The organism is Amycolatopsis sp. NPDC026612 (assembly GCF_040638285.1).
Taxonomy (GTDB): Bacteria; Actinomycetota; Actinomycetes; order Mycobacteriales; family Pseudonocardiaceae; genus Amycolatopsis.
Map to the genome: position 1 here is coordinate 39,105 of NZ_JBEZYB010000019.1, position 21,606 is coordinate 60,710.

Sequence of the window (21,606 nt, forward strand, 5' to 3'; positions counted from 1 at the left end):
GCCCCCCGAAGGATGGTGGTGCTGCCGGTACCAGCATCCCCAGGCTCTCTCCGCCCGCGGCCGGAAAGCACCACGGTCGGAGCCATGACACTGACCACCCCGGCCCCGGCCACCCCGGATCGGGCCGCCCGGCCGGACCGGCGGCCGTGGTTCATGCTGACCGTCCTGCTGCTCGGCCAGTTCATGGCGCTGCTCGACGTCACCGTCGTGAACGTCGCCATGACCGACATCCGCACCGACCTGCACGCGTCCGGCGCCGCGCTGCAGCTCGTCGTTTCCGGCTACACCGTGGGCTACGCGATGTTGCTGATCACCGGTGCCCGGCTCGGCGAGCTGTTCGGGCGGCGACGGCTGTTCGTGACCGGCGTCGTCGCCTTCACCGGCTGCTCGCTCCTCTGTGGCCTGGCGCCCGGCGCGGGCTTCCTGGTCGTCGCGCGGATCGCTCAGGGCGCCGGCGCCGCGCTGATGATGCCGCAGGTCATCAGCGTCATCCAGGCCCAGTTCACCGGCCCCGCGCGGGCCAAGGCGCTCAGCGCGTACACCGCGGTCATCTCGGTCGCGTTCGTGGCCGGTCAGGTGCTCGGCGGGGTGCTCGTCGGCGCGGACCTCTTCGGTGCGGGCTGGCGGCCCATCTTCCTGGTGAACGTGCCGATCGGCGTGCTCGTGGCCGTCTTGGCGCTGCGGCTGCTGCCCGGCGGCGCCGTCCGGGCGGGCCGCCGCCTCGACCTCGCCGGCCTCGCGATCGCCGTGCCCGCGGTGGTGCTCGTCGTGCTGCCGCTCGTCCTCGGGCACGAAACCGGCTGGCCGGTGTGGACGTTCGTCTCGCTGGCGGCCGGCGCGCTGCTGGCGGTGCTGTTCGTGGTTGTGGAACGCCGGGTGCGCGACCCGCTCGTGAACCTCGGCGTGCTGCGGATCCGGGGTGTCGCACCGGGACTGGCCGCGCTGGCCACCGGTGTCGCTTCCTACGGCGGGTTCTTGTTCTGCGTGGCGTTGCACCTGCAGGCGGGCCTCGGGGAGACGGCGCTGGCGGCCGGGCTGAGCATGGCGCCCGGTGGCGTGGTCTTCGGGGTGTGCGGGTTCTTCTGGCACAAACTGCCCGAGCGCGTCCACGCGGCACTGACCCCGTGCGGCTACGTGGGGTCGGCGATCGCGTACGCGTTGCTGGGGTTCAGCCTGGCGGACGGGGGAACCGGCGGTGCGCTGTTCTTCGCCGCGCTCCTGCTGTTCGGCGTGTCCATGGGCCTCGCATTCGGGTCCCTGATGGCGCACGCGCTCACGCACGTCCCGCTCGAAAGCGCGGCGGACGCCAGCGGCTTGCTCACGACGACGTTGCAGCTGGGGCAGGTCGTGGGGGTGGCGACGTTCGGCAGCCTGTTCCTGACGCTCGCCGGCCGGTCGTCCGCGCACGCCATCACCACGACGATGACCTGGGCGGCGGCGTTGCTGGTGGTCGGCGCCGGGTTCGCGGTCGCGCTGGCCCGCGCGTCGGCCAAGCGGCAGGCATGAAAAAGCCCGGCCGGTTCACCCGAAGGTGAACCGGCCGGGCCGGATTCCTGAAAGTTACCTGGTTACCCCGCGACGACCGTAGGCGCCCGCGGCGATGCTGACTCCGATCGCGGCCAGCACGACCTGGGTGAGGATTTCCAGCCAGTCGATGCCGTTGGTGTCCGCGTACCCGAGACCGCGCGCGATGGCCGTACCGATGAAGGCGGCGATGATACCGATCACGATGGTCAGCCAGACCGGGATGTTCTGCTTGCCGGGAGCGAGCAGCCGGCCCAGAACACCGATGATCAGCCCGACGATGATCGCGCTGACGATGCCGGCGACAGTCATCACTTTCTCCTCTCCATGATCGCGGGTCCGGCCACTCGGTCCCACGAACTCGAGGACGGAATGCCCCGGCCGGATCGCCCCGAAACGCGAAAAGGCCCCTTCCCGTCAGGAAGGGGCCCTTCGGCGCAATACGTTGATCAGAACGCGGCTTCGTCCAGTTCCATGAGCGCGTTGTCGGCGGCCTCCACGATGGCGCGGCGGGCGGTCAGCTCCGGCAGCACCTGCTTCGAGAAGAAGGAAGCCACGGCGATCTTGCCCTCGTAGAACGGGACGTCCTTGGCGGACGCGCCCGCGTCGAGCTTGCCGAGGGCGACCTCGGCGTGCTTGAGCAGCTGCCAGCCGATGACCAGGTCGCCGACCGACATGAGCAGGCGGACCGTGTGCTGGCCGACCTTGTTGATGCTCTGCGGGTCCTCCTGCGACGCGGTCAGGTAGCCGATCAGCGACCCGAGCATGCCCTGGGTGTCCTCGAGGGCCTGCTTGAGCAGCCCGCGCTCGTTCTTGAGCCGGCCGTTGCCCGCCTCGGACTCGATGAACTTCGTGATCTCGCCGGCGACGTGGGCCAGCGACTGGCCCTTGTCGCGGACGATCTTGCGGAAGAAGAAGTCCAGCGACTGGATCGCCGTGGTGCCCTCGTACAGCGAGTCGATCTTGGCGTCCCGGATGTACTGCTCGATCGGGTAGTCCTGCAGGAAGCCGGAACCGCCCAGCGTCTGCAGCGACTGCACGAGCTGCTCGGTGGCGCGCTCGGAGCCGACGCCCTTGACGATCGGCAGCAGCAGGTCGTTGACGCCCTGCGCGAGCTTCTGGTCGCCTTCGCCCGTCCACAGCTGGTCCTGGAAGGACGCCGTGTAGAGGTACACTGCGCGGAGGCCCTCGGCGTACGCCTTCTGGAGCATCAGCGAGCGCCGGACGTCCGGGTGGTGCGTGATGGTGACGCGCGGCGCGGCCTTGTTCAGCATGTTGGGCAGGTCGGCGCCCTGGACGCGCTCCTTGGCGTACTCGAGCGCGTTGAGGTAGCCCGTCGACAGCGTCGCGATGGCCTTCGTGCCGACCATCATCCGGGCGTACTCGATGACCTGGAACATCTGCGCGATACCGTCGTGGACCTCGCCGAGCAGCCAGCCCTTGGCCGGGGTCCCGTGCTGGCCGAAGGTCAGCTCGCACGTCGTCGAGGCCTTGATGCCCATCTTGTGCTCGACGTTCGTGACGTAGGCGCCGTTGCGCTCGCCCAGCTCACCGGTCTTCGAGTCGAAGTGGAACTTCGGCACGAGGAACAGCGACAGGCCCTTGGTGCCCGGCTTGGTCTCGATGCCGGGACCCTCCGGCCGGGCGAGCACGAGGTGCATGATGTTTTCGCTCATGTCGTGCTCGGCCGAGGTGATGAACCGCTTCACGCCGTCGATGTGCCAGGAGCCGTCCTCCTGCTTGGTGGCCTTGGTGCGGCCCGCGCCGACGTCGGAGCCGGCGTCCGGCTCGGTCAGCACCATCGTGGCGCCCCAGGCCCGGTCGATCATGATCTGGGCCCAGTGCTTCTGCTCTTCGGTGCCGTTCTTGTTCACGATCATGGCGAAGTTCGGGCCCGCCAGGTACATGAACAGCGGGGCGTTGGCGCCGAGGATCAGCTCGGACGCGGCCCACTGGACGGTCGGGGGGAGGCCGAAGCCGCCGAGGTCGTTGGTCAGGCCGAGGCGCCACCACTCGCCGTCGAGGAGCTGCTGGTAGCTCTTCTTGAACGACTCGGGGATCTTGACGCTGAACGTCTTCGGGTCGTACACGGGCGGGTTGCGGTCGGCGTCGGCGAAGGACTCGGCGAGCGGCCCGGTCGCGAGCTTGTTCAGCTCGGACAGCACGCCGCGCGCGGTCTCTTCGTCGGATTCGGCGAGCACCCCCTTGCCCAGGCGCTCCTGCACGCCGAGTACCTCGAAGAGGTTGAACTCCAGGTCTCGGACGTTGCTCTTGTAGTGGCCCATGTCGTCACTCCAATGTGTTCGGCTCCCCGGCCGGGCACATATTCGCCTTACTCGCCGGTAACTTCAGGATATTACCTGCGGGTAACCAGAGCAAGCAGATCCGCACTTCCGAGTAGGGGAAATCTTCGAAAATCCGGGTTCTTCCTGCGGAACGGGCTCACGGGTGCCCCGGGAGCGCCGTTGTGTCCGTCGTCACCGGGACGTAGCCGTCTTCAGGCCGGGCGACCAGGATCCCGCCGCGGAAGGCAATCGTCACCGCGTGTGTCCGGTCCCGGGCGGAAAGCTTGCGCAGAATGCTCTTCACATGGGTCCGGACCGTCTCGACGGACAGGAACAGCAGCTTCGCGATCGCCGAGTTTTCGAGCCCTTCGGCGACCAGCTGAAGCACCTGGTATTCGCGCCTGGACAGCGGCATCCCGCCGCGCGGCGCCGGTGGGCTGTCGTGGCCGAGGTCGCCCTTCGGCGGGCTCGACCGCTTCGGCCGGGCGGTCAGCGCGGCCAGGGCCGGGTCGATGTACCGGCGTTCCGTGTGGGCCCGGCGGATCGCTTCGGCGAGCCGCCGCGAATCGATCGATCGCGGCACGAGGGCGTGCGCTCCGGCGGCGATCGCGGCCGCGAGGTACTGCTGAGTGCGATTCGTGTCACGGATGAGGGTGACCAGGATCAGCGCCGGGTCGCCGGCGTTGAGCAGCTTGGTCAGGTGGCAGTTCGGGTCGAGCGCCGAATCGAGCACGACGACGTCCGGCTTGACCTGCTCGCACAGCTGCAGCGCCGCGTGGTGGCTGGCGGCCTGCCCGGACCAGTGCAGCCCCTGGCTGCGGTGGACGAGCGCGGCGAGGCCGTCGCGGAAGATCGGCACGGGGTCGACGACCGCCACGCCCAGACTGCGGCCGCCAGGGCCGGCCGGCCCCACGGACCTGCGGGTGGGCTCGATGCCGTGCATCGCTGGCCTCCGTCTCTGCGCCGTCGCTCCTGGGCTGCCGGACGTCTCCGGCACTGTCCGGTCCCCGGTCGGGACCGGCCAAAAGCGACTCCTCCTGCTGGATACGAGTCGCGATTGCGCAGCTCATGACGCCAATTCCCCCTCATGGCCGAACCCGCAGGTCACAGCAAACTATGGGTAGAAGTGGATCTTGAAGCGGTGGCTCGGCCGGGCGTGGCAGGTCCGGATGGCGCAGTCGGCACTACTGAGGGTGGCCCACAGCTTGTTCAACGATTTCGACAGTCGTCGGATGCGGCCCGCAGCTCCGCGAACTCCGCCGCCAGCCCGGCCGGCGTCCAGTGCGCGTTGAGCCCGCTCGGGTTCGGCAGCACCCACACGCCGGTGTCCCCGATCCGGTGATCTTGGCGGCCGACGCGCGCCTTCGGGAAGCCGAAAGCGGTCCGGTACGCCGTGATCCCGACGACGGCCAGCCACCGCGGCCGGTACTTGAGCACCTTCGCGACCAGCAGCTTTCCGCCTTCGCGCAGCTCGTCGCCGGTCAGCTCGTCGGCGCGGGCGGTGGTGCGGGCGACGACGTTCGTGACGCCGAGCTTGAGTTCGAGCAGCTGCTCCTGCTCGCTCGGCGCGTACCGCCGGGGCGTGAACCCGCCGGCGTGGAGCGCGGGCCAGAAACGGTTGCCGGGCCGCGCGAAGTGCCGGCCGAGCGCGCCGGAGTAGAGGCCGGGGTTGATGCCGCAGAAGAGGACGTCGAGTCCGGGCGCGATGACGTCCGGGATGGTGGCGTTGTGCGCCGCGGCCAGCTGGTCCTTCGTGGGTCGGGTGTTCACCCGTCCAGTTTCCGCCGGTCGCGTGGGGTAGCGGATTCACCACGAACCTGCGTACCCTGTGTGATCTCCCGCACAGCGCCGTACCGAGGAGGATTCGTGCAGCTTCCGATCGTCCTCGGGCTGGTCGCGCTGGTCCTGGCCGTCGCGGCGCTCGTCGTCGTCCTGGAGGACCGGCGGGCCGCCAAGCGGGCGGCGCTGCAGCGGAAGGCGCGATTAGCGCGTCTGGGCGAGGTGGATCCGCTCGCGCCGGGCCGGCTGCACGTCGACCGGTGAACGCAGGAGCGTCCGCAGCAGCGCCCCGAACACCCAGCCCACGACGGCGCCGAAGGTGTTGGTCATGAGGTCGTCGGCATCGAAGATGCGGTAGACGTACGGCGCCGTGCCGAAGTTCGCCGTGAGCTGCGTGAACTCGATGAGCAGTGACGCCGTGAAGCCGATCAGCGCGGTTCCGGTGAGGCCGCGGCGCCACAGGATCCGGGCGAACACCCCGAGCGGCACGAACAACAGGACGTTCAGGCACGCCTGCTGGAACGCCTGCGTCAGGAACCACGGCTCGCCGTGCTTGAGCAGCTCGGTGTGGACGTCGGCGATCCACTGGAACGGCTGCAGCTGCACGGTCTGGTTGAGCCGGTGGGTGCCCGGGCCCGGCAGCGGCAGGAAGACGACCGCGAGGGTCATGCAGCCGTAGAGCAGCACCGCCGCGGTGGTGGCGATGCCGCGCAGGCGCAGGCCGCCGTGCCGGGCGAGCTGGGTGATCAGCTGCGGCACCAGCACCACGGCCCACAGCGCGAGGAAGGCGATGAAGCCGTACTGCAGGGCGGTGACCTGCGCGTTCGTCATGCCACCGACGGTATGGATCTTGCCCCCGGGATCACTTCGGTCGAAGAGCCGGACGATTGCGGGCCCCATCGGCCACTCGGCCGACCCGGGCGCCCGCCGATCGGCGGCCCGTGGGTGAGCGAAGTCATGCGGGCGTAACCGGATGCGGCTTGCGCCGATACGGGAATGAGCACGACGCTCAGCGCGTCGGAGTCTTGGCAGGCAACGAAAGGAACGCTCATGGCACCGGTCCGGGTCGGCATCGTCGGGCTCAGCGCGAACGGCGGCTGGGCCGCGACCGCGCACGTGCCCGCGCTGGCCGCGGTGGAGGGCTACGAACTCCGGGCGCTCAGCGGCAGCAGCGCCGAGTCGGCGCGGGTGGCCGGGGAGAAGTACGGCGTGCCGCTGACGTTCGGTGACGCCGGGGAGCTCGCCCGGCACCCGGAGGTCGACCTCGTGGTGGTCGCCGTGAAGGTGTCCGAGCACCGGGCGCTCATCGAGCCCGCGCTGGCCGCGGGCAAGCAGGTGCTGAGCGAGTGGCCGCTGGGCGTGAGCCGGGCCGAAACCGAGGCACTGGCCGAAGCCGCTCGGGAAAAGACGACCGCGGTCGGCCTGCAGGGCCGGTCGGCGCCGGCGTTGCGCTACCTGCGTGACCTCATCAAGGACGGCTACGTCGGCCGCGTGCTCTCGACGTCGCTGATCGCGTCGGGCGCGAACTGGGGACCTTCCGTCCGGGCCGGCCGGGCTTACCAGCTGCACCCCGAAGGCGGGGCCACGATGCTGACCATCCCCTTCGCACACACCGTCGACGCGCTGGCCATGGTCCTCGGCGGTTTCGCCGAGCTCTCCGCGACGATGGCGACCGTCCGGCCGCGGGTGCGCGACGAGGTCACCGGCGAGTCCGTCGAAATGACCGCGCCGGACCAGATCGCCGTCACCGGCGTGCTGACCGGGGGCGCCGTCGCGTCACTGCACCTGCGCGGCGGGACGTCGCCCGCCACGAACTTCCACTGGGAGATCAACGGCACCGAGGGCACGCTGGTTGTCGAGGCGGCGGACCCGCTGTTCTGGATCGCGAAGCTGACGCTGCGCGGCAGCCGGACGGGCTCGCTGGAGAAGCTCACGGTGCCCGCGCGGTACGAGCTGCCGCAGCTGGCCGGGCGCAGCGCCGAGCCGTCGTACAACGTCGCGCACGCGTACGCACGGCACCTCAAGGGCGACCTGCCCGACTTCGCGCACGCCCTGCGCGTGCACCAGGTGCTCGACGCCGTCCAGCGGTCGGCCGACGCTGGGACGCGCGTCCAGCTGGACGCAAAGTAACTGTTACTGGCGGTTGTAGCTTTTCCGCTAGCCGCCCCTTACGCTCGGCTCATGGACGACGTTGTCTACGACCGTGCGGGCCGGGGCGAACCGCTGGTGCTGATCCACGGCATCGGCCACCGCCGCCAGGCGTGGGCGCCGGTGTTTCCGCTGCTCACGCCCCATCGCGACGTGATCGCCGTCGACCTGCCCGGCTTCGGTGAATCGCCCGAGCCCGTCGGCGGGTACGGCATCGAGCCCGCGTTGGTGATGTTCAAAGAGCTCTTCACCGAGCTGGGGCTCGACCGGCCGCACGTCGCCGGCAACTCGCTCGGCGGCCTGCTGTCGCTGGCGCTCGGGCAGGCGGGGCTGGTGCGCAGCGTCACGGCGTTGTCGCCGGCCGGGCTGTGGAACCGGACCCAGAAGGTCTACGCGATCGCCACGCTCAGGACCCACCGCGCCCTGGCCCAGCGCACGCCACCGCACGTCGTGCGCCGGATCGCCGCGACGGCGTCCGGCCGGCGCGCGCTGACCGGGATGATCGTCGGACGGCCCGAGCGGCTGACGCCCGACGCCGTCGTCGAGGACGCCCGCGCGCTCGCCACCGCGCCCGGCTTCGAACCCACCGCCGCGCAGTCCCGGGGTGACTTCCGGTTCACCGGCCCGGTCACCGGCGTCCCGGTGACCGTCGCCTGGGCCGAGCGCGATCGCATCCTGGCCCGGCCGCGCGTCGCCGACCTGCGGAAAGTCGCGCCGAACGGGGTGTTCCGGCTGCTGCCGGGGTGCGGGCACGTGCCGATGAACGACGACCCGGAACTCGTCGCGCGGGTCTTGCTCGACGGAAGCCGTTAGGTGACATTCACGTTACAAATCCGGCCGAAAGCAGGCGGAAACGGGCCGGAGTGAATCCGCTCAACGGGACTTGTTCCGCCGTGACTGCCGGTCGGATTGGTAACAATCGCACAGCACGTCCGTCTTTCGCCCCTGGCAGATGCCTCCGCCGCGAGGCAGAATCCTCCGCCGTGCGCCCGTTCGGGGACCCTGGGCGCGAATCGGAGGAAGAACACTCATGAGGCTTTCGACCCGGCTCGCGGTGTTGGCCGCGGCCGCGCTGGCGACCACGGCGGTGACCACCGCACCCGCGTCCGCGGGCCAGCGCCCGGACCCCACCACCGACGTCCGGATCATCGGGTTCAACGACCTGCACGGCAACCTCGAGCCGCCGTCCGGCTCCAGCGGCCGCGTGGTGCAGTCGGACGGGACCACTGTGGACGCCGGCGGGGCCGCCTACCTGGCCACGCACGTGAAGCAGCTGCGGGCCCAGGTGGCAAACTCGTTCGTCGTGTCCGCCGGCGACAACATCGGCGCGTCGCCGTTGACGTCGGCGCTGTTCCACGACGAGCCGACCATCGACTTCCTGAACATGCTGGGCGTCGACGCGTCCGTCGTCGGGAACCACGAGTTCGACGAGGGGTACAAGGAGCTGCAGCGCATGCAGTTCGGCGGCTGCCACCCGACGGACGGCTGCCAGTTCCAGAAGACCTTCGACGGGGCGAAGTTCCCGTTCCTCGGGTCCAATGTGTACTTCACCAACGGCCTGCCCGCGCTGTTGCCGTTCACCGTCAAGTTCGAAGGCGGCGTGCCGATCGGCGTCATCGGTGCCACGCTGAAGGACCTGCCGTCGGTCGTCACGCCGGAGGCCATCAAGGGCCTGAAGTTCGGCGACGAGGTCGAGGCGATCAACCGGACCGCGAACCTGCTCGACTTCTTCGGCGTCAAGGCCCAGGTCGTGCTGATGCACCAGGGTGACGGCACCGAGGTCGAGGGCCCGAACGACTGCAAGCTGCGCCCCGGCCCGGCCGCCGCGATCGCGGCCGCGGTGACGCCGAAGGTCGACGCGTTCTTCACCGGGCACAGCCACCAGCAGTACAACTGCGTGATCAACGACCCCGCGGGCCAGCCGCGGCCGGTCATCCAGGGGTCGTCGTTCGGCAGGCTGCTGTCGGTGGTGGACCTGAAGATCAGCCGCAAGACGCGGGACGTCGTGCGCTCGCAGACCACGGCGTTCAACGAGATCGTCACCCGCACGGTCACGCCGGACCCGGCCGTGGCGGCGCTGGTCGCCGACGCCAAGACGAAGTCCGCGCCGATCGCGAACAAGCAGGTCGGCACCATCACCGCCGACCTGCCGGCGGCGGGCAACGCGGCCGGTGAGTCGCCGCTCGGTGACGTCATCGCCGACGCGCAGCTCGCGGGCACGCAGACGAACAACGCCGTCATCGCGATCACCAACCCGGGCGGCATCCGCGCCGACCTGCTGTACAAGTCCTCGCCGAACGGCGAGGGTGACGGCGTGGTGACCTACGGCGAGGCGTTCACCGTCCAGCCGTTCTCGAACATCATGCAGACGATCACGCTGACCGGCGCGAACCTGAAGAACGTGCTGGAACAGCAGTGGACCGCGACCGGCACGAAGATCCTGCAGATCTCGAGCTCGCTGCACTACAGCTACTCGGCGTCCGCACCGATCGGCTCGCGCGTTTCGAACCTCACGGTCAACGGCACGCCGGTCGACCCGGCGGCGACGTTCCGCGTGTCGGTGAACAACTTCCTCGCCGCCGGCGGGGACGGCTTCACCGAGTTCACGAAGGGCACGAACCTGGCGGGTGGCCCGGTGGACCTGGACGCGCTGATCGCCTACCTGGGCGCACACGCGAACCTGGCCCCGCCCGCGGCGGACCGGATCACCCGCCTGCCGTAGTTCCCGTTTTTGCAAGGGATTCGCCCGGCTGCGCACCGAGGCCGAAGGCGGCCTGGTGGTGCTGTGCGGGCACGACGAGAAGGCCGCGTTGCTGGATTCCGGCGACGCGGCCTTCTTCACGACCCCGCACTACGACGGCCACGGCATGATCGTCGTCGACCTGGCGAAGGTGGACGTCGATCAGCTGCGTGAGCTGCTCGAAGAGGCGTGGCGGCTGAAGGCGCCGCGGCGGCTCCTCACTTGAGTTCCCCGCGAAGCATGCTCATCAGGATCATGTCGTGGCGGCGGCCGCCCTCGCCGATGAAGCACTCGCGGTGCCGGCCCTCTTCGACGAACCCGGCCTTCCGGTAGACGTGCCGGGCGACCTCGTTCTCGGCGACGACCCACAGCGTGATCTGGTGCAGTCGCATGTGGTCGAAGCCGTAGCGGCACATCAGCCGGAGTGCTTCGGTGCCGTAGCCGCCGCCGTTGCGGTACTCGCCGTCGCCGATGTAGATGTCCAGCGTGGCTTCGCCGACCTCGGGCTCGGCGTCGCGCAGGTCGACGATGCCGATGAGGACACCCGCCGCCTTGGCCTCGATCCCGAGTACGACCAGCTTGTATTCGTTGACCGGACGTTCTGCGGCGCTCTTGCGCAGTTGGGCGAGCGACCTCGGGTGACCGTTTTCCATCCACCGGCCGACCTCGGGATCGTTCCCCCAGCTGTGGATCTTCTCGGCGTCCTCCGGTTCGAGCGCGCGCAGCCGGACGAGCTCCCCCTCGAGCAACACTCTTCCCCCTAGTCCCGCTTCAGCAGCAGGAAGTCGTGGACGTTCAGCAGGCCGAGGAACTGCCGGATCGGCGCCGGCATGGCCTTCCGCGATTCATCATGCACGAGCTCGGCCGAGTGCACGCGGTAATTTTTCCGCTGGGTGATGAGGGTGCAACTCTCCGCGGCCAGCACGTTCTTGACCCAGTCCGCGCCGGGGCCGTAGGTGAGGGCGACGACGAACCCGTCGCCGGTGCGGAAGACGTTCAACGGCGTCCGGTACTCCCGGCCCGACTTCCGTCCCTTGTGGACGAGCAGGCCGAACCCGGGGGCCCAGCCGACGACGTGCTTGTTGATCCGGTTGGTCACCACGCGGTTGAAGCGGGCGAGTCGCTTGGGCAGCACCATGGACGGCATGATATCAACAAATGATGAATTAACCGATCGGGTGACCCCCCGGCTCGGCGCCCCCATCGCGCCGATGGTGGGATATGGCGCATGTCGACCGAATGGCCGCTGCGCCAGGACCCGGAAGCGCCGGTGATCATCGCACTGGCCCTGGTGAACGACCCTGACGAGCTCGGCTTCGTCGTACTGGACGACGAAGACGACTGGTTCATCAGCGACGGCACCGAGCTGTCCGACGACGTGCTGGTCAACCGCGAGAGCTTCGGCAAGCTGTCCCTGCGCGAAGCCGTCGAGCTGCTGCCGCAGCTGGGCGCGCTGGCGGGCCTCCCGACCGGGATGGCCGCGGACTGGGACCCCGAGCGCCGCACGTGGCTGCTCTCGTCGGTGACCGGCTCCGACGACGAGGATGAGGACCTCCGGCTGCTGGCCCAGCGCCGCGCGGCCTGGAAGTTCGAAGGCTCCCCGGACGACGAGGCCCAGATCAGCAGCGGCCTCACCGAGATCCCCACCGGCCCGGAGCAGCCGGTGCGCGCGGTCCGCCAGGTCGTCCGCGAGCAGGACGGCACCTGGCTGTTCGTCGGCTTCGAAGTTCCCGAAGCGGAGGACTTCGAGGTCGAGGGCCTGGAGCTGGAGCACGTGGCGAACCTGTACCCGGAAGTGCGCACGGTGCTGAAGGCCGCGCCGGGCCAGGTGTACGACCGCGCGACGCCGGACGGCGACTGGGAACTCGTCGAGGGTTAGACCTCGACGGGGAGGTGGAAGAGCCCGCGCGTGATCGGGCTCGGCCACCAGGTGAGCTGCGCTTCGGGCACGGCGAGCCGGGCCGTCGGAAGGCGGCGGAGCAGGGTCTCGAAGGCGACATCGGCCTGCAGCCGGGCCAACGCCGCCCGGAGACGAGGATCGGATCGCCGGGCCGCATGAGCCGGCCGCCGATCTCGACGTCCTCGGTGGGGAACCGCCAGGTCGCGTTCTGCAGCGGCGCGTGCAGCCGGAGCGTCTCCTCGATGACGGCGGCGCGGTGCTGAGGATCCTGGCGTGCCTTCGCCGCTTCGCCGGGGTGGGTCAGCAGGGCGAGCGCGCCGGTGGCGATCAACCCGACGGTCGTTTCATGGCCGCCGATCAGGATCAGGAACGCCGTCGACGTCACCTCGTCCGCGGAGAGCGTGCCCGTGGCCTCCTCCGTGACCAGGTCCGTGGCTTCGCGGACCTTCGAGCCGTCGGTGTCGTCGGCGGAGTCGATGACCAGGGACCACTCGTGCACGTCTTCGCGGTAGGACCCGGGCACTCCGAGCAGGTCGCAGATGATCGCGATCGGCAGCGGGTAGGCGAGGTCGGTGACGAGATCGCCATGCCCCCGCCCTTCGACGGCGTCGATCAGCTCGTCGGTCACCCGCTGGGCGCGCTCGCGCAGGTGCTGCATCCGGCGCGGGCCGAACGCGCCGGCGCAGGCGCGCCGCAACCGGGTGTGCTCGGGCGGATCGGTGTTGATCATGTTCGACGCGAGCGACGGCCGGTGGTCGAGCGGCAGGCCCATGCCCGAGCGCTGCCAGTCTTCGTTGCCGGCGGAGGGGCACTTGACCAGGGCGGGGTGGTTGAGCGCCGTGACGGCGTCGTCGTACCGGGTGATCAGCCAGGCCCAGGTGCCGGTGGGAAAGGCGAGCCGGTGCGGCGGTCGTTCACGCAGCCAGGCGTAGGCGGGTGAGGGGTCGCGATCGAAGTCCGGACCGAACAGCGCAGGCTCTCCCATGGGTTCACCCTGCCCGCCGGACTTTCTTCGCGACAAGTGTCCCGGCGCGGCTTCGCCCGTTCGTCCTTACAGTGAGAACCGGCGATCGGCGCCGGTCAGGACCTGTGAGGAGCAGCCATGCCCCAGTACGCCGCGATCATCTACGCCTCCGACGTCGACCCGACCCGGCCCGAGGCCACCGACCTGATGAAGGACTACGACGAGTTCGGTGCGGGGGCCCAGGCGGTGATCCGCGGCGGCGCGGCCCTGTACCCGACGGCGACCGCGACGACGGTCCGCGTCACCGGCGGCAAGGGCGGCGACGTCGTCACCAGCGACGGCCCGTACGCGGAGACGAAGGAAGCCCTCACCGGCTTCTACCTGCTCGAATGCGCGGACCTCGACGAGGCCGTCAAGGTCGCGGCGCGGATCCCGGGCGCCTGGGACGGCGCCATCGAGGTCCGGCCGGTCGTCGACTTCGGCAAGTGACCGGCGCCGGGGACGCGGTCGCGCGGCTGGTCCGGGACGAGGGCGTCCGGGTACTGGCCACGCTGGTCCGCGTCACCGGCAGCGTCGACCTGGCCGAGGACGCGGTGCAGGACGCCGTCGTGCGCGCCCTCGAGACGTGGCCGCGCGACGGCGTCCCCGCCAACCCCCGCGGCTGGCTGCTGGTCGCGGCCCGCCACCGCGCGGTGGACGTCGTCCGGCGCGAGGCCAAGCGGCTCGGGAAGGAGGCGGTCGCCATGCCCGTCGTCGAGCCGTCTCCGGACCCGGTCTCGGTCCGCGACGACCTGCTGCGGCTGGTCTTCACGTGCTGTCACCCGGCGTTGTCGCTGGACGCTCAGGTCGCTTTGGCGCTCAGGACGTTGGGCGGTTTGTCGACCGCGGAGGTCGCCCGCGCCTTGCTGCTGCCCGAAGCGACGATGGCGAAGCGGCTGACACGCGCGAAGCAGAAGATCGCCACGGCCCGCATCCCGTACCGGGTGCCTTCGGCGGAGGAGCTGCCGTCGCGGCTGGCCGGCGTGGCGTCGACGGTGTACCTGATCTTCAACGAGGGCTACACGGGCCGCTCGGGACTGGCCGCCGAAGCCGTCCGCCTGGCGCGCTTGCTGGTTTCGCTGATGCCGGACGAGCCGACGGCGCTGGGCCTGCTGGCCCTGGTGCTGCTGCAGGACGCCCGCCGCCCGGCCCGGTTCGACGCGGCAGGCTCGCCGGTGCTGCTCTCTTCGCAGGACCGTTCGCGGTGGGACGCAGCGCTGATCAAGGAAGGCGTCGAGCTGGTCGGCCGCGGCCTGCGCCGGACCCCATCGGTACCGAACGCATACGTGGTCCAGGCGGCGATCGCCGCCTGCCACGACCTCGCGCCGGCGTACGAGGAGACGAACTGGGACGCGGTGATCTCCTGGTACGACGTGCTGTTGTCGGTCCAGGACACACCGGTGGTCCGCCTGAACCGCGCGGCGGCGGTGGCGGAACGGGACGGCCCGTCGGCGGCTTTGGCGCTGGTGGACGGATTGCCGGGGCTGTCGGACTACCCGTGGTGGCATGCGTCGCGGGCGGAGTTGTTGCACCGCTTGGGTTCCCCGGTGGCTTTGGAGGCGTTGGCCCGGGCGGAGGAAACCGGCCTTCCCGCGGCTCACGCGGCGCATTTGCGAGCCCGAATAGGGTCAGACCCCCTGAATTAGCTGATCGGCCTGGCAAGGCTGGGTCGCCGTGTGGTACTCGGCGTGTCAACTGACGCGTCAATTGGTGCTCGTGTCACCATGTCCGGGAGCGGGTCGAACGAGTGATCGTCATATGGCGATCTTGGCCTGAAACGGCGCAGGAGGCTATTTTGTCGAGTACGGGGCCCAAGGAGGTTCTTGCGTGACCAGCGATCGCCGACAACGCGGAACCGTCGTCATTTGCGGATCGATGAAGTCGCTCGACCTCATGTCGAGGATTGCTTCAGTGATCGAAGATGCCGGTATTGAGGTTGTCACCCCCTCTTCGGATGAGTTCCATACGTGCTCAAGTGTTGAAGCCAGGAATCGTCGAAAAAGAGAAGCCTCACGTGACCACATGAACAAAATACGGAGCGAGGACACAGTTGCGATCCTCGTTGTGAACGCGCACCGTCCGGAGGCTGACAATTATATTGGTCCGAACTCTTTCGCTGAGATCAGCGTAGCTTTCGCGGACGATCGAAAGGTATTCCTGTTGCACGGAATGCCGGATGCGTACTTCGAGGAGCTCAGCGCATGGGGTGTCCATTGTCTCAACGGCGATGTGCAGCCACTGCTTACGGAATTATCCGCGCCGCGATCGGTTGATTTTGGCACATGGCGGACTGCGCTTCAATCCGAGCTGGTGTGAATCGATTTCTGGAACGCGCTGACGAATGCTCGAGTGATGGAGTTGTCTGCTCGTAGATTGACCAGTTCGATCGGCGAAGCGTTGAACACCCTTTCTGCGCATCCCGCCTCTGTTAGTGCGCGAACGGCAGCCTTGAAAGGCAAGTTGACGCCTGCTGATGGCACGTGTGGACTGTGCAAGTAGTTGAGATCGGTGACTACGCCTACTTGTAGTTCATCGACGTAGCTCTGAGTGTAGTGGCGGTTGATGTACGATCCAGCACGCTTGGCGATGATGTTCTGCACGTCTGAGATTCTTGTTGAGTCATACAGGGCAAGAACAGCGTACTCGGGCGTAAAGGCTCGTCCGGCCAGGGCTCCGGGTACGTCAGCCCAACGCTCTTCGAGGTCTGATACCTGACTGGGCGCTATCCCCTCGGTGAAACGTCCGAGATCCGTGAGGCCGCGCCACCATGCCTTTCGGATGTCTGTGGTGGCTGATCTTTGCCGGGTTCGAAACGGTGGCGTTTCGTCTTGCCGGCCAAGTGCTGCTCGATACTTGGCGTGGCGCTGCCCGCCTTCTTCGTACTGAAGCATCTTCAAAGTGGCGAAGTCGATCAGGTTGGCTTCACTGCCGACCAAGACAACCTGGCCGAGTTCGAACAGTGATTGGTAATTGTTGACAATTTGCGTGCAAAGATCTGATTCCAGGTAACTCGCGGCCGGCACGTACACGGCCTGCGCGGCTAGGATCGCTAGCTGGGTTGCTCGTCTTGCCTCGACGTTGACACGCTCGACGTTCCTGCCGACGGATACTTCACTAAGGAAATGTGGGTCGAAGTAGTGCAAGAATATTCCGGGGAGAGGTGCCAGCAAGTGGGAGTCTTCGGTCGTAACGGTAGGTATTTGTAGGGTGTCGCTGCGCTCTTGATGAGGTTCGACAGAAGGAGCGTGCAGTAAAAGGGGAGTTGCGCCGATAGCTGTCTCTTGCTCTTCTGGCTGGTTGGTTATGACTCGGAGGAGGTTTACTATCCCCTCTTCTGACATTTCTTCGACGGAGTAAGAAGTGGCAGTCCTCGGGTTGAGCCATGCAGGGAGTTCTTCGGCTGAGTGGCCCGGTAGGATGATAGGAAGATACTTCCGCAAGGCCACCTGACGGTCGCGGTATATTTCGTCGCGGATTAGGAGAGATTCCCAATAAACGCTGCGGCCTTGGCTCGTCGTCTCGTCACCTTCGGCTTGCTTCTTGTACTCGGAAGACGCAATGATGAGGACGAAATTCGCCCTGGTGATATGCTGCTGGTGCCAAGCTGCCCAGTCTTGCCGGTGCCGCGCGGCGTAGAGATCGAGTTCTGCCTCGACGCCGTTGAGTCGGAGAAGATGAGCCAAATGTCGCACAGCTTCGTCGTGAGCCTCATCTGCGTGTGCATAGGAAATTAAGACATAAGGCGGTTTGTTCTGCTCGCTGCTCGGACCATGGTGACGACTTGACTTTTCCAGGTCCTCGTTGGCCATCGCATCACCTTCCCCTGTCAGGATGATACCCTGGCGGCGGCTGGATCGCGATCGTCGGTTCGGCAGGGCGGACGGTCAGGTGTCCAGGTAATCGCCGGTGAGCAGGCGTCTTTCCCATTCTGCGTAGGGGCTCGGTTCGTCGGCGTAGAGGGGACGAATTTCCTTGCGTGTGGCCAGGCTGACCAGTTGTGATGGCGTTGTGATCCGTTCCTTGTTTACTCGCAAGGGGAGATCCTTCGGTAATTCGCTAAAGTAAATCGATTTTCCTGCTTGTATTATCCGTCCGATCTCGTAACACGTTGTCCGTCCGATGTAGCCAGTTGGTGCAACGACGTAGACGAGGTCCGCGCGAAGAATTCGATGGAGCGCCAGCGTCTGGATCGCAGCGTCGTCCAATGCTTCGTCGTCGCTCTCGAAGCGAATAAAAGGAATTCCTGCGGTTATCACGCGAGAGCCGAGTGGGCTGGTGATAGTTATTCCGCTTGCGCTGATCGTCTGCCAAGCTTCCAGTATCTGCTCGTAGAATTGACGGAAACTGCCGATGATGGCGGCGGTGAGAGCGTTGTCGGCAGGCGGCATGAACCCTCCGGTCATGGGCGGTCCTCCACCGTAGCGCCGATAGGGTCCGGCGCGGGATAGGAGCGCACAGCAGAAGACCCCGACCGGCAATGGCTCGATCGGGGTCTTCTGCTGAGAGCGGATGACGGGAATCGAACCCGCGTATTCAGCTTGGGAAGCTGATGTTCTACCATTGAACTACATCCGCAGTGCGTCGCCAGCATACACGGCAACGTGATCCCCTTGTCCAGGACCCTCCCTGCTTGACTCTTGTGCGTAAAGTGACAACACTTGTTGTCTACTCCGGAGGTGAGCCCATGGACGAGCCCGAGCTGTTCCGGCACGGCGGGTTCCGGCTGGCCCAGCGGCTGTTCATCGAAGGTGACATCCGGGGTGACGAGCGGCAGGTCGCGCGGCTGCGGGAGTTCGCCCAGGTCGAGGACCGGCTGGCGGACGATGTCGTCGCCTGGATGGCGCAGCAGCCGAAGGGGCAGGGGCGCCGGCTCTTCGAAGACGCACTGAAGAACGGCGTCGATGCTCCCGGGTCGCTCAAGGATTTCTTCGACCAGGTCGACGCCAAGCCCTACTGGGTCGACGACGAGCGGCTCGAGCGCGGTGCGAAAGCCATCACCCGGGCCGGTCTCCTGGGTCTCTTCCCGCTCGGGGACATGTCGCTGATGGGCGGCTACCTCGCCTCGCGCGCCACGAAATCCCTGGTCGGCACCGGTGAGATCGAGTACAAGGCCACGAGACGGCTCGTTGAGACGGCCGCCTGGTGGATCGACGTCACGACGCCCGGTGCCCTCGGGCACGGGGCGCGGGGTTACGCCTCCGCGCTGCGGATCCGGCTGGTGCACGCCCACGTGCGCGCCGCCATGAACCGGCGGGACGACTGGGACTACGCGGCCTGGGACCGGCCCGTCAACCAGGTGCAGACCGCCGGGACGCTTCTGCTGTTCTCGCTCGTCTACGTCTTCGGCACGCAACTGCTGGGCCTCCGCTACTCCGCCCGCGAGCGCGGCGACATCCTGCACCTCTGGCGCTACATCGGCTGGCTCATGGGCGTCGACGACGAGCTGCTGCCCACCGGCGAAGAGGACGCCTGGCGGCTGCTGTGGCTGCTCGCCGCGACCGAGTTCATCCCGGACGACGACTCCAAGCGCCTGGCCAAGGCGCTGATCGAGGCCAACGCCGCCGTCGGCGAGGGACGCGGGGCCGTCGGCAAGGTGCTCTCACACGTCTCGGTCGCCGTGCACTCGTCGATCAGCCGGCTCGTGCTCGGCAAGACCAACGCCGACTTCCTCGGCCTGCCGAACGACCCGGTCGCGCAGGCCGCGATCGTCGCCGTGGCGGGCGTCAACTTCGCGGCCGAGACCGTGCGGCGGTTCATCCCCGGCGCCACCGCGCTGCAGGAACGGATCGGCGAGGCCGGGCGCCGCGGCTACGTGAAGCGGCTCGAGAAGGCCTTCGCGCCCGACACCACCTACGCGCAGCACATGCGGGCCGCCTGAACCCACCGGATAGGCTTCGGGCCGTGCTGCTCAGTGACCGTGACCTCCGCAAAGAGCTCGACGCCGGCCGGCTCGGCATCGACCCCTTCGACGCCGGCATGGTCCAGCCGTCCAGTGTCGATGTCCGGCTCGACCGGTTCTTCCGGGTCTTCAACAACAGCCAGTACACCCACATCGACCCGCAGCTGCAGCAGGACGAGCTGACGTCGCTGGTCGAGAAGGAGGGCGACGAGCCCTTCGTGCTGCACCCCGGCGAGTTCGTCCTCGGCTCGACGTTCGAGCTCGTCACCCTGGCCGACGACCTGGCCGGCCGCCTCGAAGGCAAGTCGTCGCTCGGCCGCCTCGGGCTGCTCACGCACTCGACCGCCGGCTTCATCGACCCCGGCTTCTCCGGGCACATCACCCTGGAGCTGTCGAACGTCGCCAACCTGCCGATCACCCTCTGGCCCGGGATGAAGATCGGCCAGCTGTGCATCTTCCGGCTCTCGAGCGCGGCCGAACACCCGTACGGCTCCAGTGAAGCCGGGTCCCGCTACCAGGGGCAGCGCGGCCCGACCCCGAGCCGGGCGTACAAGAACTTCCACCGCGTGGACACCTGGCGCTAAGCCGCGACCTTCTCGTCCCAGTCGATGTGGTGGTTCCACATGAAGGCGTTCGGGTCCTCGTCGAACGGCTTCGAGAACACCCGCTTGATGAAGAAGTCGCGGACGACCCGCCCGACCGGGCCGATCACCTTGCTGTCGCCGTTGCGCTTGCCGGCCGCGACCACCGCCTCGACGCGCTCGCGCCGCAGGCTCTCGTACGTGCTCAACGCGCGTTCGACGTCCGGCACGTCCCGGAGGCACTTGCCCAGCGTGACGGCGTCTTCGATGGCCATCGACGCGCCCTGGCCCGCCGCCGGTGACGTCGCGTGCGCCGCGTCGCCGATGATCACCATGCGGCCGCGGTGCCACACCGGGACCGTCGGGAAGTCGTACGTCGGCCAGGCCGGGTAGATCTCCCGCGTCGCGCGGATGATCTCGGTGGCCGGCGTCCGGTCGCGCGCCACCAGGTGCAGCAGTTCGGCGCGCAGCTTCTCGCCGGCGAGCGCGGCCAGTTCGGACGCGGTCGGCTCGGTCTTGCGGGCCGGGTTCGCGAACCACCAGACGCGGCCGTCCGTGCTGACGACGTGGCAGAAGAACACCCGCTTGCCGAAGACCATGTTCAGCACGCCCGGCTCGTCGGGCAGGTGCAGGCCTTCGGCGAACCCGCCGGTGTTCAGCAGCGGGACGTACCGCGGTGACGGCGCGTCCGGGTCGATGATCGTGCGCACCCGCGAGCGGAGGCCGTCGGCGCCGATCAGGAGGTCGCCCTCCGCGTGCGAGCCGTCCGAAAAGTCCGCTCTGACGTGGCCGCTTGGCTGGCTCGCGCCGATCAGGCGCTTGCCGTACTCGACGGGGATGCCGCGCCGGGTGGCTTCCTCGCGCAACGCGACGTAGAGGTCGGAGCGCAGCACGGTCTGGCTCACGGTGCCGTCCGGGAGGGCGCCACCCAGCGGGAATTCGGCGAGCCGGATGCCGTTGCCGAGGCCGATCGACATCCGTGGCGAGTCGAAGCCCGCACTCCGGACGACGTCCTTGAGGCCCAGCGGGAGCAGCGCGTCCAGGCCGTTGACCGCCAGCGTCAGGAACGCGCCGACACCCTCGGCGGTGCGGTCGTACGCCTCGAACACCAGCGGCTCGTGCCCGGCTTCGTGCAGGGCGATGGCCGTGATCGTGCCCGCGACGCCGCCGCCGATGATCAGTGCTCGGGTCATCTTGTTCGTCTCCTCGAAAATCTTAGAAAGTAATTCGTTCTGTCGAACTAAACAGTGGGCTAGGCTGGACGCCGTGTCAAGCGAGCGAGCGAAACTCGTCGAAGAAGTCCTGCTCAGGTCGCGGGAGTTGTCGACGGAGACGGTCATGTTCCACACCGCGATCTCCGAGACCCGGGGGCTGTCGGCGGTGGAGAGCAAGGTCCTGGACTACCTCGCGCGGTTCGGGCCGCAGACGCCGAAGGATCTCGCGCGGCTCTCCGGGCTGGCGCCCGCGTCGGTGACGGCGATGATCGACCGGCTGGAGCACAAGGGCATCGTCAACCGCGAGCGGCACCCGGACGATCGGCGCAAGATCCTCATCGCGCTCGACCTGCAGGCCATCGCGAGCGGCGTGCACCTCTGGGACCACCTGGTCAAGGGCATGTACGAGCTCTGCGACCGCTACACCGACGACGAGCTCCGGACCGTGATCGGGTTCGTCGAGGCGGCCACCGTCCTCACCCACGAATCGACCGCGAAGCTGACCGAGTCCACGAACGAGTGAGTTTGAAGGC

Annotated in this window: 23 protein-coding genes, 1 tRNA gene and 2 pseudogenes; 13 read left to right on the plus strand and 13 right to left on the minus strand. The window is 68.1% G+C overall.

Annotation, left to right across the window (positions count from 1 at the left end; translation table 11 throughout):
• Positions 1 to 84: 84 nt before the first annotated feature.
• Positions 85 to 1,506 (plus strand): MFS transporter, encoded by a 1,422-nt coding sequence (locus AB0F15_RS19490; protein ID WP_360271782.1) that lies wholly within the window; start codon positions 85 to 87, stop codon positions 1,504 to 1,506.
• Positions 1,507 to 1,560: 54 nt separating this feature from the next.
• On the opposite strand, the gene AB0F15_RS19495 is transcribed toward AB0F15_RS19490, so the two are convergent.
• The 4 genes from AB0F15_RS19495 to mug form a co-directional block, all read right to left on the minus strand.
• Positions 1,561 to 1,836, minus strand: coding sequence for a GlsB/YeaQ/YmgE family stress response membrane protein (locus AB0F15_RS19495; protein WP_360271785.1), 276 nt, complete (start codon positions 1,834 to 1,836; stop codon positions 1,561 to 1,563).
• 137 nt (positions 1,837 to 1,973) lie between these two features.
• A complete protein-coding gene (locus AB0F15_RS19500) occupies positions 1,974 to 3,809 on the minus strand; it encodes an acyl-CoA dehydrogenase (RefSeq protein WP_360271788.1) in 1,836 nt (611 codons plus the stop codon).
• Positions 3,810 to 3,966: 157 nt separating this feature from the next.
• On the minus strand, positions 3,967 to 4,752 hold the full coding sequence (locus tag AB0F15_RS19505; RefSeq protein WP_360271791.1) for a response regulator transcription factor: 786 nt from the start codon (positions 4,750 to 4,752) through the stop codon (positions 3,967 to 3,969).
• A gap of 266 nt (positions 4,753 to 5,018) precedes the next feature.
• Entirely contained in the window at positions 5,019 to 5,579 is a 561-nt protein-coding gene (gene mug, locus AB0F15_RS19510) for a G/U mismatch-specific DNA glycosylase (protein ID WP_360271794.1), read from the minus strand.
• Between the two features lie 96 nt (positions 5,580 to 5,675).
• Between mug and AB0F15_RS19515 the strand changes: the two genes are divergently transcribed.
• Complete coding sequence (locus tag AB0F15_RS19515; protein ID WP_003058066.1) at positions 5,676 to 5,852, plus strand: hypothetical protein; 177 nt, start codon at positions 5,676 to 5,678, stop codon at positions 5,850 to 5,852.
• Here the strand turns inward: AB0F15_RS19515 and AB0F15_RS19520 are convergent.
• The gene (locus tag AB0F15_RS19520) at positions 5,793 to 6,419 is read right to left on the minus strand and encodes a VanZ family protein (protein WP_360271796.1); all 627 of its coding nucleotides are present in this window, start codon (positions 6,417 to 6,419) and stop codon (positions 5,793 to 5,795) included. The two genes, AB0F15_RS19515 and AB0F15_RS19520, sit on opposite strands and share 60 nt — an antisense overlap.
• Positions 6,420 to 6,638: 219 nt before the next feature.
• On the opposite strand from AB0F15_RS19520, the gene AB0F15_RS19525 reads away from it, so the two are divergent.
• The 4 genes and pseudogenes from AB0F15_RS19525 to AB0F15_RS19540 form a co-directional block, all read left to right on the plus strand.
• Positions 6,639 to 7,718, plus strand: a complete 1,080-nt coding sequence (locus tag AB0F15_RS19525; RefSeq protein ID WP_360271798.1) for a Gfo/Idh/MocA family oxidoreductase — start codon at positions 6,639 to 6,641, stop codon at positions 7,716 to 7,718.
• A gap of 51 nt (positions 7,719 to 7,769) precedes the next feature.
• Positions 7,770 to 8,549: an alpha/beta fold hydrolase gene (locus AB0F15_RS19530; protein WP_360271801.1), complete on the plus strand. Its 780-nt coding sequence runs from the start codon at positions 7,770 to 7,772 to the stop codon at positions 8,547 to 8,549.
• A 217-nt stretch (positions 8,550 to 8,766) separates the two neighbouring features.
• Positions 8,767 to 10,458 (plus strand): bifunctional metallophosphatase/5'-nucleotidase, encoded by a 1,692-nt coding sequence (locus AB0F15_RS19535; RefSeq protein WP_360271804.1) that lies wholly within the window; start codon positions 8,767 to 8,769, stop codon positions 10,456 to 10,458.
• A 13-nt stretch (positions 10,459 to 10,471) separates the two neighbouring features.
• A pseudogene (locus tag AB0F15_RS19540) lies at positions 10,472 to 10,702 on the plus strand (MmcQ/YjbR family DNA-binding protein); the annotation flags it as partial.
• Here AB0F15_RS19540 and AB0F15_RS19545 read toward each other — a convergent pair.
• Positions 10,695 to 11,228, minus strand: coding sequence for a GNAT family protein (locus AB0F15_RS19545; RefSeq protein ID WP_360271806.1), 534 nt, complete (start codon positions 11,226 to 11,228; stop codon positions 10,695 to 10,697). The pseudogene AB0F15_RS19540 and the gene AB0F15_RS19545 overlap by 8 nt on opposite strands.
• 8 nt (positions 11,229 to 11,236) lie before the next feature.
• Positions 11,237 to 11,614, minus strand: coding sequence for a nitroreductase family deazaflavin-dependent oxidoreductase (locus AB0F15_RS19550; protein WP_360271809.1), 378 nt, complete (start codon positions 11,612 to 11,614; stop codon positions 11,237 to 11,239).
• Between the two features lie 90 nt (positions 11,615 to 11,704).
• Here AB0F15_RS19550 and AB0F15_RS19555 point away from each other — a divergent pair, with 90 nt between their 5' ends.
• Positions 11,705 to 12,355, plus strand: a complete 651-nt coding sequence (locus AB0F15_RS19555; RefSeq protein WP_360271811.1) for a hypothetical protein — start codon at positions 11,705 to 11,707, stop codon at positions 12,353 to 12,355.
• On the opposite strand, the gene AB0F15_RS19560 is transcribed toward AB0F15_RS19555, so the two are convergent.
• Positions 12,352 to 12,495 (minus strand): hypothetical protein, encoded by a 144-nt coding sequence (locus tag AB0F15_RS19560; RefSeq protein ID WP_360272030.1) that lies wholly within the window; start codon positions 12,493 to 12,495, stop codon positions 12,352 to 12,354. The two genes, AB0F15_RS19555 and AB0F15_RS19560, sit on opposite strands and share 4 nt — an antisense overlap.
• A gap of 68 nt (positions 12,496 to 12,563) precedes the next feature.
• Positions 12,564 to 13,361: pseudogene (locus AB0F15_RS19565) on the minus strand (cytochrome P450); the annotation flags it as partial.
• A 117-nt stretch (positions 13,362 to 13,478) separates the two neighbouring features.
• Here AB0F15_RS19565 and AB0F15_RS19570 point away from each other — a divergent pair.
• The 3 genes from AB0F15_RS19570 (at position 13,479) to AB0F15_RS19580 (ending at position 15,695) form a co-directional block, all read left to right on the plus strand.
• Positions 13,479 to 13,829 carry a YciI family protein gene (locus tag AB0F15_RS19570; RefSeq protein ID WP_360271813.1) on the plus strand — a complete coding sequence of 117 codons (351 nt, stop codon included), beginning with the start codon at positions 13,479 to 13,481 and terminating at the stop codon, positions 13,827 to 13,829.
• The gene (locus AB0F15_RS19575; protein WP_360271816.1) at positions 13,826 to 15,025 is read left to right on the plus strand and encodes a DUF6596 domain-containing protein; all 1,200 of its coding nucleotides are present in this window, start codon (positions 13,826 to 13,828) and stop codon (positions 15,023 to 15,025) included. The genes AB0F15_RS19570 and AB0F15_RS19575 overlap by 4 nt, the downstream gene beginning before the upstream one ends.
• Before the next feature lie 181 nt (positions 15,026 to 15,206).
• Positions 15,207 to 15,695 (plus strand): hypothetical protein, encoded by a 489-nt coding sequence (locus AB0F15_RS19580; protein ID WP_360271819.1) that lies wholly within the window; start codon positions 15,207 to 15,209, stop codon positions 15,693 to 15,695.
• Here the strand turns inward: AB0F15_RS19580 and AB0F15_RS19585 are convergent.
• From AB0F15_RS19585 to AB0F15_RS19595, 3 genes are all read right to left on the minus strand, one after another.
• The gene (locus AB0F15_RS19585; RefSeq protein WP_360271821.1) at positions 15,677 to 17,188 is read right to left on the minus strand and encodes an SEFIR domain-containing protein; all 1,512 of its coding nucleotides are present in this window, start codon (positions 17,186 to 17,188) and stop codon (positions 15,677 to 15,679) included. The two genes, AB0F15_RS19580 and AB0F15_RS19585, sit on opposite strands and share 19 nt — an antisense overlap.
• A 75-nt stretch (positions 17,189 to 17,263) precedes the next feature.
• The gene (locus AB0F15_RS19590) at positions 17,264 to 17,782 is read right to left on the minus strand and encodes a hypothetical protein (RefSeq protein WP_360271824.1); all 519 of its coding nucleotides are present in this window, start codon (positions 17,780 to 17,782) and stop codon (positions 17,264 to 17,266) included.
• A gap of 101 nt (positions 17,783 to 17,883) precedes the next feature.
• Positions 17,884 to 17,954 (minus strand) — tRNA-Gly (locus AB0F15_RS19595).
• 109 nt (positions 17,955 to 18,063) lie between these two features.
• Here AB0F15_RS19595 and AB0F15_RS19600 point away from each other — a divergent pair.
• Both AB0F15_RS19600 and dcd read left to right on the plus strand, forming a co-directional pair.
• Positions 18,064 to 19,257 (plus strand): oxygenase MpaB family protein, encoded by a 1,194-nt coding sequence (locus AB0F15_RS19600; protein WP_360271827.1) that lies wholly within the window; start codon positions 18,064 to 18,066, stop codon positions 19,255 to 19,257.
• A gap of 23 nt (positions 19,258 to 19,280) precedes the next feature.
• Entirely contained in the window at positions 19,281 to 19,862 is a 582-nt protein-coding gene (gene dcd, locus AB0F15_RS19605; protein WP_360271830.1) for a dCTP deaminase, read from the plus strand.
• Here the strand turns inward: dcd and AB0F15_RS19610 are convergent.
• Positions 19,859 to 21,052 (minus strand): FAD-dependent monooxygenase, encoded by a 1,194-nt coding sequence (locus tag AB0F15_RS19610; protein ID WP_360271833.1) that lies wholly within the window; start codon positions 21,050 to 21,052, stop codon positions 19,859 to 19,861. The genes dcd and AB0F15_RS19610 overlap by 4 nt on opposite strands.
• A gap of 73 nt (positions 21,053 to 21,125) precedes the next feature.
• Between AB0F15_RS19610 and AB0F15_RS19615 the strand changes: the two genes are divergently transcribed.
• Positions 21,126 to 21,596 carry a MarR family transcriptional regulator gene (locus AB0F15_RS19615; protein WP_360271836.1) on the plus strand — a complete coding sequence of 157 codons (471 nt, stop codon included), beginning with the start codon at positions 21,126 to 21,128 and terminating at the stop codon, positions 21,594 to 21,596.
• Positions 21,597 to 21,606: the final 10 nt, after the last annotated feature.

What these genes read in the sequence shown, in the direction of transcription:
- AB0F15_RS19505 (WP_360271791.1), bottom strand. Translation starts at nt 4,752, where the DNA reads ATGCACGGCATCGAGCCCACCCGCAGGTCCGTGGGGCCGGCCGGCCCT.
- AB0F15_RS19500 (WP_360271788.1), bottom strand. Translation starts at nt 3,809, where the DNA reads ATGGGCCACTACAAGAGCAACGTCCGAGACCTGGAGTTCAACCTCTTC.
- AB0F15_RS19490 (WP_360271782.1), top strand. Translation starts at nt 85, where the DNA reads ATGACACTGACCACCCCGGCCCCGGCCACCCCGGATCGGGCCGCCCGG.
- AB0F15_RS19535 (WP_360271804.1), top strand. Translation starts at nt 8,767, where the DNA reads ATGAGGCTTTCGACCCGGCTCGCGGTGTTGGCCGCGGCCGCGCTGGCG.
- AB0F15_RS19550 (WP_360271809.1), bottom strand. Translation starts at nt 11,614, where the DNA reads ATGGTGCTGCCCAAGCGACTCGCCCGCTTCAACCGCGTGGTGACCAAC.
- AB0F15_RS19530 (WP_360271801.1), top strand. Translation starts at nt 7,770, where the DNA reads ATGGACGACGTTGTCTACGACCGTGCGGGCCGGGGCGAACCGCTGGTG.
- AB0F15_RS19585 (WP_360271821.1), bottom strand. Translation starts at nt 17,188, where the DNA reads ATGGCCAACGAGGACCTGGAAAAGTCAAGTCGTCACCATGGTCCGAGC.
- AB0F15_RS19520 (WP_360271796.1), bottom strand. Translation starts at nt 6,419, where the DNA reads ATGACGAACGCGCAGGTCACCGCCCTGCAGTACGGCTTCATCGCCTTC.
- AB0F15_RS19525 (WP_360271798.1), top strand. Translation starts at nt 6,639, where the DNA reads ATGGCACCGGTCCGGGTCGGCATCGTCGGGCTCAGCGCGAACGGCGGC.
- AB0F15_RS19590 (WP_360271824.1), bottom strand. Translation starts at nt 17,782, where the DNA reads ATGACCGGAGGGTTCATGCCGCCTGCCGACAACGCTCTCACCGCCGCC.
- AB0F15_RS19495 (WP_360271785.1), bottom strand. Translation starts at nt 1,836, where the DNA reads ATGACTGTCGCCGGCATCGTCAGCGCGATCATCGTCGGGCTGATCATC.
- AB0F15_RS19610 (WP_360271833.1), bottom strand. Translation starts at nt 21,052, where the DNA reads ATGACCCGAGCACTGATCATCGGCGGCGGCGTCGCGGGCACGATCACG.
- AB0F15_RS19555 (WP_360271811.1), top strand. Translation starts at nt 11,705, where the DNA reads ATGTCGACCGAATGGCCGCTGCGCCAGGACCCGGAAGCGCCGGTGATC.
- AB0F15_RS19570 (WP_360271813.1), top strand. Translation starts at nt 13,479, where the DNA reads ATGCCCCAGTACGCCGCGATCATCTACGCCTCCGACGTCGACCCGACC.
- AB0F15_RS19600 (WP_360271827.1), top strand. Translation starts at nt 18,064, where the DNA reads ATGGACGAGCCCGAGCTGTTCCGGCACGGCGGGTTCCGGCTGGCCCAG.